Raw genomic sequence first — 18,626 nt, 5'->3', positions numbered from 1 at the left:
TCCTGTGGGTGCTCCGGCGCGCTCAGGCGGGTACGACGACCACCGGGACGGGCGCGTGCCGCACGATCCGGGTCGCGTGCGAGCCCAGGAACACCCGGCTGAGCACCCCGCCCGGCGACGAGCCGAGCACCAGGACGTCGCCGTGGTGCCAGTCGACCGCGCCGACCGACTGGCCCCAGTCACGCCCGATCGGCACCACGCAGTCGACGACGACCGCGGGGTCGAGCTCCGCGACGGCTGCGCGCTGCGCCGTACGCGCGTGCTCGACGAACTCGTCGAGCACCGCCTGCTCCCCGAGCACCTCGGGCGGGTACATGGTCCGGCCCCGGACCGCGAAGGTCACCACGCGCAGCGGGACGCCGCCGGCGGACGCGACCTCGGCAGTGCGGCGCAGCACCTCCGACGAGCGGCCATCGCCCTGGAAGGCGCACGTGACCCGGTCGAAGCGCGGCACCGCATGGGTGGCGAACCCGCGCGGGGCCACCGCCACCGGCAGGTGCGCGGAGTGCATCAACCTGCTGGCACTCGAGCCGAGCACCACCCGGTCCCACGGGCCGTCGGGTGCCGAGCCGACGGCCAGCACGTCGGCGCCGGTCGCCCGCGCCTGCTCCAGGAGCGCGGCCGGCACCGACCTGCCGACGACGCTCAGCGCCCGCGAGCTCAGGTCGCCGGCGACCTCGCGCAGCACGGCCTCGGCCTCGTCGACGGCCGCGACGCCCTCCGCGTGCGCCCACCCGGCATGGTCACGGTCGCTGTGCCCGGCGACGGTCGTGGGCCAGGGGGCGGGAATGACCGTGACGACGACCAGGTCGGTGTGCAACGACCGGGCGAGCATCGCGCCCAGCGAGATCGCGGCGCGGTCGGCCCGGCGCGGCGGATGCCCGACCAGGACGGTCATCGGGGACTCCCCACCGGCACTTCGGATGCGTCCCGGACCCGCTCCAGCGTGGCGTGCCGGCGCCCCCAGAGGAGGTAGAACGCGAGCACCACGACGAGCCAGGTGCCGAAGATCAGCCAGGTGACCGCCGCGAGCCCCGAGAGGATGTAGAGGCAGACCGCGACCGTGAGCACCGGCGAGAGCGGGTACAGCGGCACCCGGAACGGGCGCTCGAGGTCCGGTTGCGTACGCCGCAGGACGATCACGCCGATGGCGACCACGGAGAACGCCACCAGCGTGCCGATCGACACCGTGTCCCAGAGGTAGTCGGCCGGGACGAACCCGCCGATGCACGCGACGACGATCGCCACGACCACGGTGTTGAACGTCGGGGTGAGCGTGCGGGTGTTCACGCTGGAGAACCGCTCGGGGAGTATCCCGTCGCGACCCATCGCGAACAGGATCCGGGTCTGGCCGTAGAGCGTGACGAGCGTGACCGAGAAGATCGACACCACCGCGCCCGCCGCCAGGATCGTGGGCGCCACCTGGGACCCGGTGATGTTCTGCAAGATCACCGACAGGCCGGCGTCCTGCTGGTCGGGCTTGCCGAAGTCGGCCGCCGGCTGGGCGGACAGGCCGGCGATCGCGACGAGCACGTAGACCGTGATGACCACGCCGAGCGCGCCCATGATCGCCCGGGGCAGTGCCTTCTGCGGGTCGCGGACCTCCTCACCGGCGGTCGACACCGCGTCGAGGCCGATGAAGGAGAAGAAGATCGTGCCGGCCGCGGCCGAGATGCCGGAGGCGCCCTTGTCCCAGAACCCATCGAAGTGGTCGGAGCTCCACGCGGTGAACGCGATCACGACGAACATCATCAGCACGGTCAGCTTGATCAGCACCATGATCGTGTTGACCCGGGCCGACTCGCTGGCGCCGCGGATCAGCAGGACCATGCACATCAGCACCAGCGCGACGGCCGGGAGGTTGATGAGACCGGTGGTGTTGTCCTCGTAGGGGATCGGGGAGTACGACAGCGCGTCGGGCAGGTGCCAGCCGATCAGGTTCTCGAGCAGCTCGTTGAAGTAGCCGCTCCACCCGACCGCGACCGCGGCGCTGGAGACGCCGTACTCCAGCAGCACGCAGGCGGCGATCACCATCGCAACCAGCTCGCCGAGCGCGTGGTAGGCGTAGGAGTACGTCGAGCCGCTCACCGGGATCGCGCTGGCGACCTCGGCGTAGCAGAGCGCGGAGAGACCGGCGCCCAGGCCGGCGACCAGGAACGACACGATCACCGCGGGACCCGCGTCGGGGACCGCCTCCTGGAGGACGAAGAAGATGCCGGTGCCGACAGTGGCGCCGACGCCGAACATCATCAGCTGGAACGTGCCGAAGCTGCGCTTGAGGTCCGGGCCGGCATGCGGGCCGGAGAGCCGGATCGGCTTGCGACGGGTCAGCTGGCGACCGAGGGGCGTGCTCACCGGGCTTCCTTACCCTCCCCCGGACTCGCTCAGTCGTCCCCTCGCCGCAGCTGCTCGTCGAGCCAGAGCTTGACGCTGCCGAGCACGCCGGCGACGTCATGGACCATCTTGCCCACCGCGTCCTGGCTCTGCCGGAACGTCTCGGAGTAGCTGCGCGCCGCGGCCTTCGCCGCCTCGGAGACGCCCGCCTGGTCGTCGTCCTGGCGGCGCGGGTAGTCGCCGGCGAGGATCCGGGTGTACTCCCCGGAGTCGACCCAGCGGCGCAGCTCGCTCGCGCGCACCACGAGGAACGGGTGCGAGCGGTTCTCGACGAGCAGCATCTTCAGGACCGAGTCGCGCAGATCGGCCTCGTCGTACTCCTGCCCCTGGGCGAAGAACGACGTCGCGTCGAGGTCGTCGAGGTGGCCGCCGCTGGCGAGCTTCATGTGCACGCGGAACGCCATGGCGGGGTCTTGCGTCGCGAGCAGGCCGGCTCGGTCCGCGGAGAGCTCGGCCTTGCGCGACCACTCGTGCAGGGCCGCCATGATCGCGCGGAACCCCAGGCCACCGACCGGCACGCTGCTGAGCACGCCGGTGAGCTGGATCATCCGCTGCAGGAGCGTCTGGTAGACCGCGTGCCCGCTCATCGCGTGACCGAGCTCGTGGGCGACCACGAACCGCAGCTCCTCCTCGTCGAGCAGGTCGACCAAACCCGAGTTGAGCACGATGAACGGCTTGTTCATGCCGATGGTCACGGCGCCCGGCACGGGGTTGGCCACGACGTACATCTCAGGCAGCTCGGGGGCGTCCAACGTCCGCCCCACCTCGCCGAGCAGCCCGTGCAACCGACTGAACTGGCGCTCGTCGACGCGGACCGCGGAGCCCAGGAACACCAGGCGTACGGCGCGTTCGTTGAACATCCCCGCGATCGCCTTGAGCAGAGTGTCGAAGCCCTTGAGCTTGCGCAGCGCGACCAGCGCGCCGCGGTCGGCGGGATGCTCCCACGCGCGGGAGCTGATGTCGGTGAGAGTGGCGCGGGACCGAGCCGGCTGAGTCGTCACGGTCCCACTCTAGGGTTTCGACACGAGTCGCTGTCCCGCTCACTCCGTTCGCGACTCCCCCGGGACGTCATACCTTCTGAGCCCTAGGACACACTGTCGAGTCTCAGGACACACCATCCGTATGACGTCCTGCGACCGACCTCGACCACCATCACCCCTCGGACATGGGCACGCGCACGCCGCGCTCGCGCGCGACCTCGACAGCGCGGTCGTAGCCGGCGTCGACGTGGCGGATCACGCCCATGCCGGGGTCGTTGGTCAGCACCCGCTCGATCTTCTCCGCCGCCAACGCGGTGCCGTCGGCGACGCAGACCTGGCCGGCGTGCAGCGAGCGGCCGATGCCGACGCCACCGCCGTGGTGGAAGGACACCCACGTCGCGCCGGAGGCGGTGTTGACCAGAGCGTTGAGGACCGCCCAGTCCGCGATCGCGTCGGAGCCGTCGAGCATGCCCTCGGTCTCGCGGTACGGCGACGCCACGGACCCGCAGTCGAGGTGGTCGCGGCCGATCACGATCGGGGCCTTGAGCTCCCCGGAGGCGACCATCTCGTTGAACTTCAGGCCGGCCAGGTGGCGCTCGCCGTACCCCAGCCAGCAGATCCGTGCGGGCAGACCCTGGAACTGCACCCGCTCGCCGGCCATCGTGATCCACTTCCGCAGCCGCTCGTTCTCCGGGAACAGCTCGAGGATCGCCCGGTCGGTCGCGGCGATGTCCGCCGGGTCGCCGGAGAGCGCGGCCCACCGGAACGGGCCCTTGCCCTCGCAGAAGAGCGGCCGGATGTAGGCCGGCACGAACCCGGGGAACTCGAACGCCCGGTCGTAGCCGCCCTTGCGGGCCTCGTCGCGGATCGAGTTCCCGTAGTCGAACACCTCGGCTCCGCGGTCCTGCAGCTCGACCATCGCCCGCACGTGCACGGCCATCGACTCCCGAGCTCGCCGGGTGAAGGCGGCCGGGTCGGCCTCGCGCTCGGCGGCCCAGTCCTCGACCGCGGTGCCGATCGGCAGGTAGTACAGCGGATCGTGGGCGGAGGTCTGGTCGGTGACGACGTCGATGCGCACGTCCGTCTCGAGCAGCCGCGGCAGCACCTCCGCGGCGTTGCCGAGCAGCCCGATGGACAGCGGCCGGCGCTCGTCCCGGGCCTCGACCGCGAGGGCCAGCGCGTGCTCGAGCGAGTCGGCCCGGACGTCGAGGTAGCGGTGCTCGATGCGGCGCTGGATCCGCTCGGGGTCGCACTCGACGCAGATGACGACGCCGTCGTTCATCGTCACGGCCAGCGGCTGCGCGCCACCCATGCCGCCGAGGCCGGCGGTGACGGTGATGGTGCCCGCCAGCGTGCCCCCGCCCTTCGAGACGCCGCTCGTCCCTCGCGGCTCCTCAGGAACCGACGCGGCCCTTCGGGCGGCGAGCTTGTCGGCGACGGCCGCGAACGTCTCGAACGTGCCCTGGAGGATGCCCTGGGTACCGATGTAGATCCAGGAGCCGGCGGTCATCTGGCCGTACATCGTCAGCCCCAGGTCCTCGAGCCGGCGGAACTCCTCCCAGTTGGCCCAGTCGCCCACCAGGTTGGAGTTCGCGATCAGCACCCGCGGCGCCCAGGTGTGGGTCCGCATCACGCCGACCGGCTTGCCGGACTGCACCAGCATCGTCTCGTCGTCGCCGAGGGTGCGCAGCGTCCGCACCAGTGCGTCGTAGGCCTCCCAGGACCGGGCCGCCTTGCCGGTGCCGCCGTACACGACGAGCTCCGCGGGGTTCTCGGCGTTCTCGGGGTCGAGGTTGTTCATCAGCATCCGCAGCGGCGCCTCGGTCTGCCACGAGCGCGCGGTCAGCTCGGTGCCGTGGGCGGCGTGGATGGGCAGGCGCGGGTTCGCGCTGGGCTCGGCGGTGGGCATGCCACCAGTGAACGAGGTACGCCGGGCACCTGCCAGCCCGGCACGCCGGGCGGCGTCTCGGATGCGAGACGCCGCCCGGCGAGGGTCAGACGTGGAAGCGTGCCACTGCCGCCTCGAGCTGGGTGCCCATGTCGGCCAGCTCGCCGGCCGCCTGCTGGGCCAGCGTGACGCCCGACAGGGTCTGCGCGGCCGCCTGGGCGATGCCGGCGACGTTGGACGCGATGCCCTCCGAGCCGTTGGCGGCCTCCAGCACGTTGCGGTTCATCTCGTTGGTGGTGGCCGTCTGCTCCTCCACCGCGGAGGCGATCGTCATCTGGAAGTCGTTGATCTCGGCGATCACGGCGCTGATCTGGCCGATCGCGTCCACGGCGCCACTGGTGTCGGACTGGATCGTGGTGACCCGGCGAGCGATGTCCTCGGTGGCCCGCGCGGTCTCCTGCGCGAGCTCCTTGACCTCGCCGGCGACGACCGCGAAGCCCTTGCCGGCCTCACCGGCACGAGCGGCCTCGATGGTCGCGTTGAGGGCGAGCAGGTTGGTCTGCTCGGCGATCGAGGTGATCACCTTGACCACGGACGCGATCTCCTCCGAGGAGCTGCCGAGCCGGCCGACCGTCTCGGTGGTGCTGGCGGCCATGCCCACGGCGTTGCCGGCGACCTGGGCGGCCGCATTGGCGCTCTGGGCGATCTCGCGGATCGCGGACTGCATCTGCTCCGAGCCGGACGCGACCGTCCCGACGTTCTGCGAGACCTCACCGGCCGAGGCCGAGGCGAAGTCCGCCTGCTGGGCCACGCCCTCGACGTTGCTCGCGATGTCCGCCGCGGTGCCGCGCAGCTGCGAGGACGACCCGGCCAGGCGCTGGGCGAAGTCCCGCACGAGCACCATGACCGCGCCGAGGCTCTCCAGCGTCGCGTTCAGCGACCGGTTCATCTGCGCGATCTCCGCGGCACCGGTCTCCTCGACGCGCAGGCTCAGGTCACCCTCGGCGACCCGGGCCAGCACCTCGCGGGTCGCGGCGATCGGCCGGGCCACGCTCCGGGCTGCGCCGAAGCCGAGACCGAGGCTGAGCACGAGGCCGCCGACAATGATGACGATCGTCAGGGTGCGGGCCGACTCGTAGGCGTCCTGGGCGGCCTTGGCCTGATCGGCGGCCTCCGCCTGCTCGGCGGTGTTGGCGGACGTGATGGCAGCGACGGCCTGCTGGGCGTACTTGTCGAGGTCGGCGAGCACGGAGTTCAGCTCGTCCGGCTTCACGTTGCCGCTCTTGAGGCGGTCAAGCGCAGCACCGTTGCCCTCGACTGCGGCGGCGAAGTCCTTGATGTTGGCGGCAACCGCCGGCGCGAGGTCCATGGCCTGGACCTTCTTGGTGCTGTCGTTCAGCTCGGCCAAGGTCGCCTGGTCGGCCTTCTGCTCGGCGGCGAGCACGTCCGGCGGCAGGCTGGGGATCGCGATCCGGGCGTCGTGGGCGGCGTACTCCCACCACAGGACCTGCAGGTTGCGGGTCGCGTCGAGCTGGACGGTGCCGCGCTCGTAGACGGTCTGGGCCTGGTCGCTGATGCCGCCCATCCGGTTCAGCGCGAAGCCCGCGACGACGAGGCTGGCCAGCGAGACCACCAGGAACGCCGCGATCAGGCGGGTGCGTAGCGACAGGCGACGCAGACGGGCGCCCACGGACGCGCTCGAGTTCGACACGGTTGACCTCCTCGGACCCGATCGCCCTCGGACCGGTCTCGGGAGCAAAGGTCGACCGAAGTGAGGCAGACCTGAGCGGTCCTACCCGAGCGGGCCGACCACGGCCTCCGCCGACCGCAGCACGGCGCCGGAGGACACCAGCGCGACCGCGGCCTCGATCTCCGGCGAGAGATGCCGGTCCGGACCCGGGCCGGCGACACCAGCGGCGCGCAGCAGCCGCACCACGGCCCCGGTCGCGGGCGACGGCTCGAGCGGCGCCCGGAGGTCGAGCGCCCGGGCGGCGGTCAGCACCTCGATCGCGACCACCCGGGTGAGGCCGTCGACCGCGCGGCGCAGCTTGCGGGCCGCCGACCAGCCCATCGAGACGTGGTCCTCCTGCATGGCGCTCGACGGGATCGAGTCGACCGAGGCAGGCACCGCGAGCCGCTTGAGCTCCGACACGATCGCCGCCTGGGTGTACTGCGCGATCATCAGGCCGCTGTCGACACCGGGGTCCTCGGCGAGGAACGGCGGCAGCCCGTGGTTGCGGGCCTTGTCGAGGAAGCGGTCGGTACGCCGTTCGCTGATCGAGGCCACGTCGGCGGCGACGATCGCGAGGAAGTCGAGCACGTAGGCGACCGGCGCACCGTGGAAGTTCCCGTTGCTCTCGACCCGCCCGGGGGCTCCGTCCGCGTCGAACACCACCACGGGGTTGTCGATCGCCGAGGCGAGCTCACGCCCGGCGACGGTGGCGGCGTGCTCCACGGTGTCGCGGGCCGCCCCGTGGACCTGGGGGGAGCAGCGCAGCGAGTAGGCGTCCTGGACCCGGTTGCAGTCGGGGCCCCGGTGGGAGGCCACGACCCCGGAGTCATGCAGCAGTGCCGCGAGGTTGGCGGCCGAGAGCGCCTGGCCCGGGTGCGGCCGGATCGCCTGCAGTTCCGGGGCGAAGACCCGGTCGGTGCCGAGCTGGCCCTCGACCGACATGGCGGCCGCGACGTCAGCGGTGCGCAGCAGCATCCGCAGGTCCTCGATCGCCAGCACCAGCATGCCGAGCATCCCGTCGGTGCCGTTGATCAGCGCGAGACCCTCCTTGGCGGCCAGCTCCACCGGCACGAGTCCAGCGGCCGCGAGCGCGTCGGCGGCCGGCATCAGCGTCCCGGCGGCGTCACGCACCTCGCCCTCGCCCATGAGCACCAGGGCGCAGTGCGCCAGCGGGGCCAGGTCGCCGGAGCACCCGAGCGAGCCGTACTCACGCACCACCGGGGTGATGCCGTGCTCGAGGAGGCCGGCCAGCAGCTCCGCGGTCTCGACCCGGACCCCGGTGCGTCCGGTCGCCAGCGTCGAGAGCCGCAGCAGCATCAGCGCGCGGACGACCTCGCGCTCGACCTCGGGTCCGGAGCCGGCGGCGTGCGAGCGGACCAGCGAGCGCTGCAGCTGGGCCCGCGCCTCGGTGGGGATGTGTCGGGTGGCCAGGGCGCCGAAACCGGTCGAGACGCCGTACACCGGGGTCGGCGAGGCCGCCAGCTCCTCCACGACCGCACGCGCGCGGGCGATCGCGCCGACGGCCTCGTCGGTGAGCCGGACCGGGGCACCGTCGCGCGCCACGGCGCGCAGGTCGGCGAAGGAGACGGGTCCGACACCGACGCCGACGGGGGTGCTCGTGACGGGATCCATCCCGCCATCCTCTCCTCCGCGCATGGGGGTCACCAGGCCGCGCAGCCCATTCCAGGTCTGAGATCCGAGACACATCGCCCGGGCCGGCGTAACCCCGGGCCGATCGCTGCGTTGGGGGTGCGGAGGGTTGGCGCGGCGAGGGACGACGCGCGCCCGGTCGGGAGGCCGGGTCACCGCCCTCCGCACACAGGAGGGACGAGATGTTCCGGACCAGCCGCGCCCACGGGCGACATCGGTCTAGACCAACGGCTATGCCCGCGTCACAGCGGGCACCCCGTACGACAACAACCGCACCGCGCGAAGGATCTGCCATGAAGCGCCGCCACACCACTGTCCTGTCCGCCATCGCCACCGGCGTGCTCGTCACCTCGATGGGCCTTGTGGGAGCGGCTTCGGCCGCACCGGCGCCGACGCCGACCACAGCGCCTCGCACCACCACCGCCAAGGCGACGACCAGCGACATCGCCCTCAAGGGCTACGGCTACGGCACCCGCGTGGCCGGTGGGCAGGTCCCGGCCGGCTCCGGCATGACCGCCTTCATCGCCATCGGCTGCGCCGTCAAGAGCGGCATCGACCGCAGCAACGTGGTCGCCAACGCCGACCTGCAGGGCAACGGCGCCGTGTCCGGCGTCAAGACCGAGCTGTGGACACGCAAGGTCGGAGGCGCCCTGCACTCCTACTCCCGCAACACGACGGCCTCGATCGTGCTCGCCGACAGCCCGCTCGGCTCGCTGAGCATCCGCGGCATCACCTCGCTCTCACACGCGTGGCACGACGCCAGCGGCTTCCACGCCGAGACCGAGAGCAGCGTCGGCAAGATCGTGTTCACCCCGCCGGTCGGCGGGCCCCAGGTCCTCGACATCCCGACCCCGGGCCGGCCGGTCACCATCCCCGGCCTCGGCACCATCTACTTCGGCGGCTCCGCCAAGAAGGTCACGTCCGACGCGGCGATCGCCCGCGCCAGCGCGCTGCGCATCGACCTCACGCCGTCCACGGGCACCCAGATCACCGTGGCCCGCACCACGGCGCAGGCGCTCTCCGGGGTCAAGCACGGCCGGTTCGGCGGCTACTCCGCGGGCACCGAGGTGAAGGCTCTCGACGGCGCGATCACCAGCGGCCGCAACCCCCTGTCCCTGATGCCCTGCCAGGGCACCGACGGCGAGACCCAGTCCAAGCAGGACGCCCACGTCGACCTCGGCGGCCAGCTCGTCGTCGACGGCGTGAGCAGCAGCCAGATGGGCAAGCGGTTCCCGAGCAAGAGCATCGCCTGGGAGCGCGGCGCAGTCGCCGGCGTCAACCTGGGCGGGGGCCAGCTCGTCGTCGACGCGGTCGTCGGCAAGGCGACGGCCACCCGGACCAGCACCGGCAAGCTGATCACGAGCACCGCCGGCACCACCGTCGGCAGCATCACGGTCAACGGCCAGCCCCAGGAGCTCCCGATCGACCAGCCCATCGAGATCCCCGGCCTCGCGAAGATCGAGTCCAAGGTCGTCACCAAGGTCGCCGGCGGCATCCAGGTCATCGCCCTGCGGATCACGCTCCTCGACGGCACCGGCGCGGTGATCAACCTCGGCGTGGCCAAGGCCAGCATCCGCACCCACTGAGGTAGTCCGCACCACGAACCACTCTGCAAGACGCGGCGTCGTACGTCGTGCCGCTCGGCGTTGACTGGGTCCATGACCCTCACCGCCCAGCGACACGACGTCGGCGCCGTTCGTCGTTGGTCGATGCTCGGCGCCAGCACGATCGCGCAGGCAGCGACCGCGGTGATGGTGCACGGCCCGGCGTTCCTGATCCCCACGCTCCACTCCCGGGAGGGGATGAGCCTGGCCCGGGCCGGCCTGGTGGCAGCCGCCCCGACGCTCGGGGTGATGCTGACCCTGGTCGCCTGGGGGGCGGTCACCGATCGTCGCGGGGAGCGCTTCGTGCTGCTGAGCGGCCTGGGCGCCACCGCGGCCGCCGGAGTGGCCGGGGCTCTGGGCAACGGCACGACCTCGCTGGCGCTCGCGCTGTTCGTCGCCGGCGCGGCTGCGGCGAGCACCAACGCCGCGAGCGGGCGGGTCGTGGTCGGTTGGTTCCCGCCTGAGCGGCGGGGGCTGGCGATGGGGATCCGGCAGATGGCCCAACCGGTCGGCGTCGGCGTCGCCGCGATCTCGATCGCCGTGGTCGCCGACGCCTCCGGCGTGCACGCCGCGCTCTGGGTTCCCACCCTGGCCTGCGCGCTCGCGGCCGTGGCGGTGGCCGTGCTCGTCATCGACCCGCCCCGGCCCGAGCGCCGCGCGGGTGCTGCCGCGAACCCCTACCGGCAGGACTCCTACCTCGCCCGGATCCACGGCGTCTCGGTGCTGCTGGTGGTCCCCCAGTTCGTGGTGTGGACGTTCGCCCTCGCCTGGTTGGTCCAGGACCGGGACTGGTCACCGGCAGCGGCCGGTACGGTCGTGGCGCTCGCCCAGGTGGCCGGCGCCCTCGGTCGGATCGCGGTCGGCCACCTCTCCGACGTGGTCGGCGGCCGGATGCGACCGCTGCGCTGGGTGGCACTGGCGGCTGCGGCGACCATGGGACTGCTCGGCCTGACCGCAGCCCTCGACCTGGGGATCGCGGTCCTGCTGATGGGGGTGGCCACCCTGGTGACCGTCGCGGACAACGGCCTGGCGTTCACCGCGGTCGCCGAGCGCGCCGGACCCTTCTGGTCGGGTCGCGCCCTCGGCGTGCAGAACACTGCCCAGTTCCTCACCGCCTCCGCCGTGCCACCGCTCGCCGGGCTCGTCGTCACGGGCTGGGGGTACGCCGCGGCGTTCGGGCTGGCCGCCCTGTTCCCGGTGCTCGCCGCGCCTCTGGTGCCGGTCCGCGAGGAGCGCGTGCTGTCCTGAACCGGCCGTGCGGGACTGATCGGCGGGTGAGGGGGTACGAGTCCCTGGGGGTTACACAACCAGGGAGGAACCCATGAAGACCGTCATCGTCATCGTCGTGGTGCTGGTGCTGATCGCCATCGCCGTCGCGGCGTACCTGATGAGCAAGCGCCGCACCGAGCAGCGGCGCCAGCACGCCGACCACCTGCGCCAGCAGGTCCAGGAGCGCAGCGCCGACGTCGACCTGGAACGGCGTCGCGCCGCGGAGGCCGAGGCTCGCGCCGAGACCGCCCGCGCCGAGGCCGAGCACGCCGAGCAGCGCGCCGCCGAGGCACGCCAGGGCATGCAGGTCGAGGAGGCCCGCCAGGAGGACGTGCTGCGCCGGGCCGACGCGCTCGACCCCGACGTCGACCACCGCTCCGACGACTACCGCCCGGGAATCACCGACTCCCGCGAGCTCTGATCGCCGCACCAGTGGCATAGCCTGCGCCGCATGAGCCAGGTACCCGCAGCGACCCGCGCGCTGCGGGTGCTGCGGTTCCTGGCCGGCCAGCCCGACCCGGTCGCACTGGACCGGATCATGCGCGCGGTCGACCTGCCGCGCAGCACGACGTACCACCTGCTCCACGCGATGATCGACGAAGGCTTCGTCGTGCATCTGCCCGACGAGCACCGGTTCGGGCTCGGGCCGGCGGCGTTCGAGCTCGGCAGCGGCTACGCACGCCAGGAGCCGCTGCAGCGGATCGCCCGCCGTCCGCTGGCCGACCTCGTCGACCGGGCCCAGCAGTCCGCGCACCTCGCGATCCTGCACGGGCGTGAGGTGCTCTACGTCGTGGAGGAGCGCGCGCCGGGACGACCACCGCTGGTGACCGACGTGGGCGTCCGGTTGCCCGCCCACCTCACCGCGAGCGGCCGGGCGATCCTGGCCCTGCTGCCCCACACCCAGGTGCGGGCGCTCTACTCCGGTCCCTCGGACTTCGTCGACCGGCACGGGCGGGGGCCACACACGCTGAGCGGCCTGCGGCGGGTGCTCACCGACACCCGGCAGCGCGGCTACGCCGTCGAGGACGGCGAGATCACGCCGGGCCTGGCGAGCATCGCCGTCGCCGTGCTCGACCACAACGGCCACCCGGTGGCCGCCGTCGCACTCACCTATCCCGAGGACGCCGGCCTCGACGGGCTGCGCGAGGCGGTGTCGGCCACCGCCGGCCACCTCTCCCGCAGGATCGGCGGCACCCTGCGCTAGATCGCTGGTTGCGCAGGCTCCATCGAGGGAAGCATCACCACCGTCCACCCCGCTCGTTGACGCACCAGACGACGCGAAGGAGTGCCCGGTGACGGAGAAGAGTGCAGCCCGGCGGTTGATCTGGGCCTCGGTGACGGGTGTCGCCGTCATCGCCCTTGCGGTCTCGATGGGCGGCGCCGCCGGCCTGCGGCCCGGAGGACTGGTCGAGCGCTACGCGTTCGCCCAGAACGCGCTCGGTGCGCTCAAGACCGACAAGAACGCACTCTCGCGGGCCGGCGACCTCGGTGCGATCACCCGCGATCCCACCACCGCGGCCGAGAAGGCCGCGGCGACGGCGTACGTCGAGCGCGAGCGCCAGCTCCCCGACCCGCAGCTCACGACCGCGCCGGTCACCGGGCCGCGGCTCCTCCACCCGCAGGACCGCTATGCCCTCGCCGGCGGCTGCTACACCCTGACCCCGGGAGGCGAGCCGTTCTACTTCAAGGCCACCGACCTCGGCAGCTACCTGATCTACGACGCCGACCGGGCGTTCGTGCAGGGTGACGGCAGTCGTGCCTCGGCCCCCAGCCCCGAGACCGTGTGGCGGATCGCTCGCGTCGGTGCGGGGCGCTACGCGTTCGCCAACGCCACCGGCCCCCTCACCCTCGACCGCGCCTCGACGTTCCGGCCGACCCGCGCCACCGGGTGTGCGACCTACCCCGAGTCGCAGATCGACGTCGCCGGGCGCCCGCACGCCGGGATCACGCCGTACCAGGAGGTGCGTGGCTACGTCGACGCGCACACCCACGGGATGGCCTTCGAGTTCCTCGGCGGCGACGTCCACTGCGGCAAGCCCTGGGACCAGTACGGCGCGCCGTACGCACTGGTCGACTGCCCCGACCACACGGCCACCGGTGGCTACGGCGGCGTGCTGGAGTCGGTGCTCTCGGGGCAGGCCCACCACGACCCGGTCGGCTGGCCGACGTTCAAGGACTGGCCCGCGCCGAACTCGCTGACCCACGAGGGCACCTACTACCGCTGGCTGGAGCGGTCGTGGCGCGGCGGGCAGCGGATCTTCGTCAACCTGCTCGTGGAGAACGACCAGCTCTGCAAGATCTACCCGATCAAGCGCAACTCCTGTGACGACATGGACTCGATCCGCCTCCAGGCGCACGACATGTACGCCATGCAGGACTACATCGACGCCCAGTTCGGCGGCCCCGGCAAGGGCTTCTACCGGATCGTCACGGACCCGTTCCAGGCCCGCAAGGTGATCAACGCCGGGAAGATGGCCGTGATCATGGGCATCGAGACGAGCGTGCCGTTCGGGTGCACGTTCAAGGCGCTGCCGGGCGGCGACGTGCCCGCTTGCGACATCAACGACATCGACCGGCAGCTCGACGAGGTCAAGCGCATGGGCGTGCGCCAGATGGAGCTCGTCAACAAGTTCGACAACGCCCTCTCCGGCATCGCCGGCGACAACGGGGAGGTCGGTGCCGCCGTCAATGCGGCGAACTTCCTGGAGACCGGCACGTTCTGGGACATGCGGCACTGCGAGCCGGCGATCCCCGGCGCTCACGACCACAACCAGGTCGCCGCGCCCGACATCTCCGCGGGCCAGCAGGACGCGCTGTTCGGAGCGATCGCGCAGCTCTTCGACCCGCTCAACCTGCCGGCGGTCCCGGTCTACGCGCCCCCGGACCACTGCAACAGCCGCGGCCTGACCACGCTCGGCGAGTACACCATCCGGGGCCTGGCGAAGCGGCACATGCTCTTCGACCCCGACCACATGAGCGTCAAGGCCCGGGTGGCCGCGCTCGACCAGATCGACCAGATGGGCTATCACGGTGTGCTGTCGAGCCACTCGTGGTCGACGCCGGACGCCTACCCCCGGATCTACCAGGAGGGCGGGTTCATCACGCCGTACGCCGGCGACTCGACCGGCTTCGTCGAGAAGTGGCGCACCCACGAGGGCTGGGCGGACCCGCGCTACTACTGGGGCATCGGGTACGGCGCGGACATGAACGGCCTCGGCGCGCAGGGCGACCCGCGCGGGGCCGACGTGCCCAACCCGGTCACCTACCCCTTCACCGGGCTGGGCGGCGTGCGCGTGAGCCAGCAGCACGCCGGCCAGCGGGTCTATGACATCAACGTCGACGGCGTCGCGCAGTACGGCCTCTACCCCGACTGGATCGAGGACCTCTCCAAGGTCGCCGACGCCCAGCACCCCGGCGACGGCGCGAAGATCGAGGACGACATGGCCCGCGGCGCCGAGGCCTACCTGCAGATGTGGGAGCGCGCCGAGGGCATCGCCCCCGACTCGTGCCGCAACCCGGAGCGGCGCCTGCCGGTCGGCCGGGCACTGGCCCTGGTCCGGCCGGGGATGAGCACCCGCCAGGTGATGGAGGCCGTCGGGCAGCCCTTCACGCGGCTCGGCACGACCTACGGCTTCTGCGCTCGGACCTCCTCCGACCCGAAGGTCATGGTCACCGTGACGTTCTCGAACGCCGGCCGGGTGACCGCAGTCCGCCAGAGCTAGCTGCGGCCTGCAACCACTTGAAGTTACCAATCGGTAGGATCCTTCTCACGCTTCCGGGGGACTGACGTGCCACGCGGCTGCCCATAGGCTCACCGTCGCGCCCCCGGGCGCGCAGACCGACCACCTGACAGGGAGCAACCAGTGACTGCAGTGCTGATCTTGGGCCTCGTGATCAACGCGATCGCCCTGCCGATCGCGGGGAAGCGGGTGCTGTTCCTCTACCGGCTGATCGCCAGCGGCCAGCCGGCCCCCGACCGCATCGCCGGGGTGACCCACCGCCTGGGCGCTGCCGTGAAGCGGCAGGTCCTCGAGGTGTTCGGTCAGCGCAAGATGCTGAAGTGGACGGTGCCCGGCACCGCGCACTTCTTCGTGATGTGGGCCTTCTTCATCCTGGCCACGGTGTACGTCGAGGCCTACGCGGTGCTGGTCACCCGCGACCCGGAGTGGCACTGGTTCGTCTTCGGCGCCTGGTCCGCGCTCGGCTTCCTCCAGGACTTCATCGCGGTCATGTGCACGCTCGGCCTCGGGGTCTTCTGGGCGATCCGGCTGCGCAACCAGCCCCAGCAGCTGGGGCGCAAGTCGCGCTTCTTCGGCTCCCACCTCGGGCCGGCGTACTTCACGCTGTTCATGATCTTCAACGTCATCTGGACGATGTTCCTGTTCCGCGGCGCCGTCGAGGCGCGCGACATGGGCACCGACCGCGGCTACGGCAAGGCGGCGTTCGTCTCCTACCTGCTCGGCAAGGTGCTGCCCGACAACACCGGCCTGATCGGCGTGGGCCTGCTCCTGCACATCGGCGTGATGCTGGTCTTCCTGATCTTCGTGCTGAACTCCAAGCACCTGCACATCTTCATGGCACCGATCAACGTGCTGTTCGGCCGCGAGCCGGTCGCGCTCGGCGCGGCCAAGCCGCTGATCTCGGCAGGCAAGCCGGTCACGCTCGACGACATCGACGACCTCGACGAGGACGCCAAGCTGGGGGTCGGGGCGATCGAGGACTTCACCTGGAAGGGCCTGCTCGACATGGCGACCTGCACGGAGTGCGGTCGGTGCCAGTCGCAGTGCCCGGCGTGGAACACGGAGAAGCCGCTCTCGCCCAAGCTGCTGATCATGGGGCTGCGCGACGCGGCGTTCAAGAAGGCGCCGTACCTGCTGGCCGACGAGGGCAAGCGTGAGGCGCTGCTCGAGGGCAACGACACCTTGACCAAGGAGGTCGAGCGCCCGCTCGTCGGCGACACCGGCGACGAGTGGTTCTACATGCCCGAGGACGGCTCGGCCGTCATCGACCCCGACGTCCTGTGGTCGTGCGTGACCTGTGGCGCCTGTGTGAACCAGTGCCCGGTCGACATCGAGCACGTCGACCACATCATCGACATGCGCCGCTACCAGGTGCTCGTCGAGTCCAACTTCCCCAGCGAGCTCAACCAGCTCTTCCGCGGCCTGGAGAACAACGGCAACCCGTGGAACATGTCGCCCAACGCACGGATGGACTGGGCCAAGGGCCTGGACTTCGAGGTCAAGGTCGTCGGGGAGACCATCGAGTCCCTCGACGAGGTCGACTGGCTGTTCTGGGTCGGCTGCGCCGGCGCCTACGAGGACCGGGCCAAGAAGACCACCCGAGCCGTCGCCGAGCTGCTCGACATCGCCGGCGTCAGCTTCGGTGTGCTCGGCAACGGCGAGACCTGCACCGGCGACTCCGCCCGCCGGGCCGGCAACGAGTTCGTGTTCCAAGGGCTCGCCCAACAGAACGTCGAGACCTTCAAGCAGGCGCGCGTCAAGAAGGTCGTCTCGACCTGCGCCCACTGCTTCAACACGCTCAAGAACGAGTACAAGGAGTTCGGCATCGAGCTCGAGGTCGTGCACCACACCCAGCTGCTCAACCGGCTGGTGCGTGAGGGCAAGCTGACCCCGGTGCGCGAGGGTGCCGGCGCCCACAAGCGCACCATCACCTACCACGACCCCTGCTACATCGGCCGCCACAACGGCGTCTACACCCCGCCGCGGGAGCTGCTCCAGGTGCTGCCCGGGGCGCAGGTCGTCGAGATGGAGCGCAACTCCGAGCGGTCCTTCTGCTGCGGCGCCGGCGGCGCGCGCATGTGGATGGAGGAGAACATCGGCGAGCGGATCAACGTCAACCGCACCGTCGAGGCCGTCGGCACCGGAGCAGACCAGATCGCGGTCGGCTGCCCGTTCTGCCGGGTGATGCTCTCCGACGGCCTCACCGCCCAGCAGGACAAGGGCGAGGCCCGCGCCGAGGTCGAGGTGCTCGACGTCGCGCAGATGCTGCTCGCCTCGGTCAAGGGCGAGATGGCCACCCGCTACGCGCCGGGCTCGGGCGGCGCCGCCGCACCGGCCGCGCGGTCGGTGGAGACCAAGGCCGAGCCCGAGGCCGGCGACGAGACCCAGACCGCGAACACGGTCACCGAGACCGCGGACGCCGGCCCGGCAGCCAAGGCCTCGGGCGGCTCCTCGCTGTTCGACACCCCGGCCGAGTCCGAGACCGCGTCCGAGGACAAGTCCGTCGCCGAGGAGGCTCAGGCCGCCAAGCCCGCGTCGTCCGGTGGCTCGCTCTTCGACCTGGGCGGTGACACCGACTCCACCGTGGCGGCCAAGCCGACGCAGGAGACCCAGGCCGAGGTCGCCCAGGTAGCCAGCGACACCGCCTCCCCCGGCTCGCTCTTCGACATCGCCGACGACAAGCCGGAGGCCGGCCCGGACGCCACGACCCAGGAGGCGCCCGCCGCGAAGCCCGCGACCGCCGGTGACGGACTCGGCTCCGGCTCGCTGTTCGACATCGCCGCCGACCAACCGGCCGTCCCCGATGCAGAGCCGGAGGTCGAGCAGCAGGCGCCAGCGAGCGTCGTCGAGACCCCCGCACCCGAGAAGTCCGCGCCGGCCGCAGCTGCGCCCCAGGTCGACCTGGGCTCGGGTGGCTCGCTCTTCGACATCGCCACCCCCGAGCCGGCCGCCGCGGCCGAGCCCGAGCCGGAGGTCGAGCAGCGAGCGCCAGCGAGCGTCGTCGAGACCCCCGCACCCGTGACGGCACCGGAGCCCGCACCCGAGTCCGCGCCTGCGAGCCCCGAGCTGGACCTGAGCTCGGGCGGATCCCTGTTCGACATCGCCGCGCCTGCTCCGCAGGAGGTCAGCGCCTCGGCCACCGCAGCCGCGAACGCTGCCGCCGAGGAGCCGGAGACAGTCGCCGAGCCCGAGCCCGAGTCGGCCGAGACCACGCCCGCCTCGGACGCCACGCCCGAACCGGCGGCCGCGCCGGAGCCGGAGCCCGAGTCCCAGCAGCAGGAGGAGTCGAAGCCGCAGGCCAGCGGCGAGGCCCACCAGCCGAAGACCGACGTCGACATCAACGAGACCGGTTCGCTCTTCGACCTCTGA

The 18,626-nt window shown here is 71.8% G+C and carries 12 protein-coding genes; 6 read left to right on the top strand and 6 right to left on the bottom strand.

Annotation, left to right across the window (positions count from 1 at the left end; translation table 11 throughout):
* Window positions 1–22: 22 nt before the first annotated feature.
* The 6 genes from AC3ANS_RS00945 to hutH form a co-directional block, all read right to left on the bottom strand.
* Complete coding sequence (locus tag AC3ANS_RS00945; protein WP_488294308.1) at window positions 23–898, bottom strand: universal stress protein; 876 nt, start codon at window positions 896–898, stop codon at window positions 23–25.
* Window positions 895–2,355 (bottom strand): amino acid permease, encoded by a 1,461-nt coding sequence (locus AC3ANS_RS00940; RefSeq protein WP_488294307.1) that lies wholly within the window; start codon window positions 2,353–2,355, stop codon window positions 895–897. Before AC3ANS_RS00940 ends, AC3ANS_RS00945 begins: the two co-directional genes overlap by 4 nt.
* A 29-nt stretch (window positions 2,356–2,384) precedes the next feature.
* Window positions 2,385–3,395 carry a M48 family metallopeptidase gene (locus AC3ANS_RS00935; RefSeq protein WP_488294306.1) on the bottom strand — a complete coding sequence of 337 codons (1,011 nt, stop codon included), beginning with the start codon at window positions 3,393–3,395 and terminating at the stop codon, window positions 2,385–2,387.
* 151 nt (window positions 3,396–3,546) lie between these two features.
* Window positions 3,547–5,283, bottom strand: coding sequence for a urocanate hydratase (hutU, locus tag AC3ANS_RS00930; protein WP_488294305.1), 1,737 nt, complete (start codon window positions 5,281–5,283; stop codon window positions 3,547–3,549).
* Between the two features lie 85 nt (window positions 5,284–5,368).
* A complete protein-coding gene (locus tag AC3ANS_RS00925; protein ID WP_488294304.1) occupies window positions 5,369–6,973 on the bottom strand; it encodes a methyl-accepting chemotaxis protein in 1,605 nt (534 codons plus the stop codon).
* Window positions 6,974–7,054: 81 nt separating this feature from the next.
* On the bottom strand, window positions 7,055–8,626 hold the full coding sequence (gene hutH, locus AC3ANS_RS00920; RefSeq protein ID WP_488294303.1) for a histidine ammonia-lyase: 1,572 nt from the start codon (window positions 8,624–8,626) through the stop codon (window positions 7,055–7,057).
* 311 nt (window positions 8,627–8,937) lie between these two features.
* On the opposite strand from hutH, the gene AC3ANS_RS00915 reads away from it, so the two are divergent.
* From AC3ANS_RS00915 to AC3ANS_RS00890, 6 genes are all read left to right on the top strand, one after another.
* Window positions 8,938–10,230 (top strand): choice-of-anchor P family protein, encoded by a 1,293-nt coding sequence (locus AC3ANS_RS00915; protein WP_488294302.1) that lies wholly within the window; start codon window positions 8,938–8,940, stop codon window positions 10,228–10,230.
* A 72-nt stretch (window positions 10,231–10,302) separates the two neighbouring features.
* Complete coding sequence (locus tag AC3ANS_RS00910; RefSeq protein WP_488294301.1) at window positions 10,303–11,496, top strand: MFS transporter; 1,194 nt, start codon at window positions 10,303–10,305, stop codon at window positions 11,494–11,496.
* 73 nt (window positions 11,497–11,569) lie between these two features.
* Entirely contained in the window at window positions 11,570–11,938 is a 369-nt protein-coding gene (locus tag AC3ANS_RS00905) for a hypothetical protein (RefSeq protein ID WP_488294300.1), read from the top strand.
* Window positions 11,939–11,968: 30 nt separating this feature from the next.
* Complete coding sequence (locus AC3ANS_RS00900; protein ID WP_488294299.1) at window positions 11,969–12,721, top strand: IclR family transcriptional regulator; 753 nt, start codon at window positions 11,969–11,971, stop codon at window positions 12,719–12,721.
* An 88-nt stretch (window positions 12,722–12,809) separates the two neighbouring features.
* On the top strand, window positions 12,810–15,239 hold the full coding sequence (locus AC3ANS_RS00895; RefSeq protein WP_488294298.1) for a peptidase: 2,430 nt from the start codon (window positions 12,810–12,812) through the stop codon (window positions 15,237–15,239).
* Between the two features lie 141 nt (window positions 15,240–15,380).
* Entirely contained in the window at window positions 15,381–18,626 is a 3,246-nt protein-coding gene (locus AC3ANS_RS00890; RefSeq protein ID WP_488294297.1) for a (Fe-S)-binding protein, read from the top strand.

It is taken from the genome of Nocardia sp. 149-1B, assembly GCF_057747975.1.
Note: the sequence above shows the minus strand (reverse complement) of the source record. Positions and strands in the feature narration are given on the sequence as shown.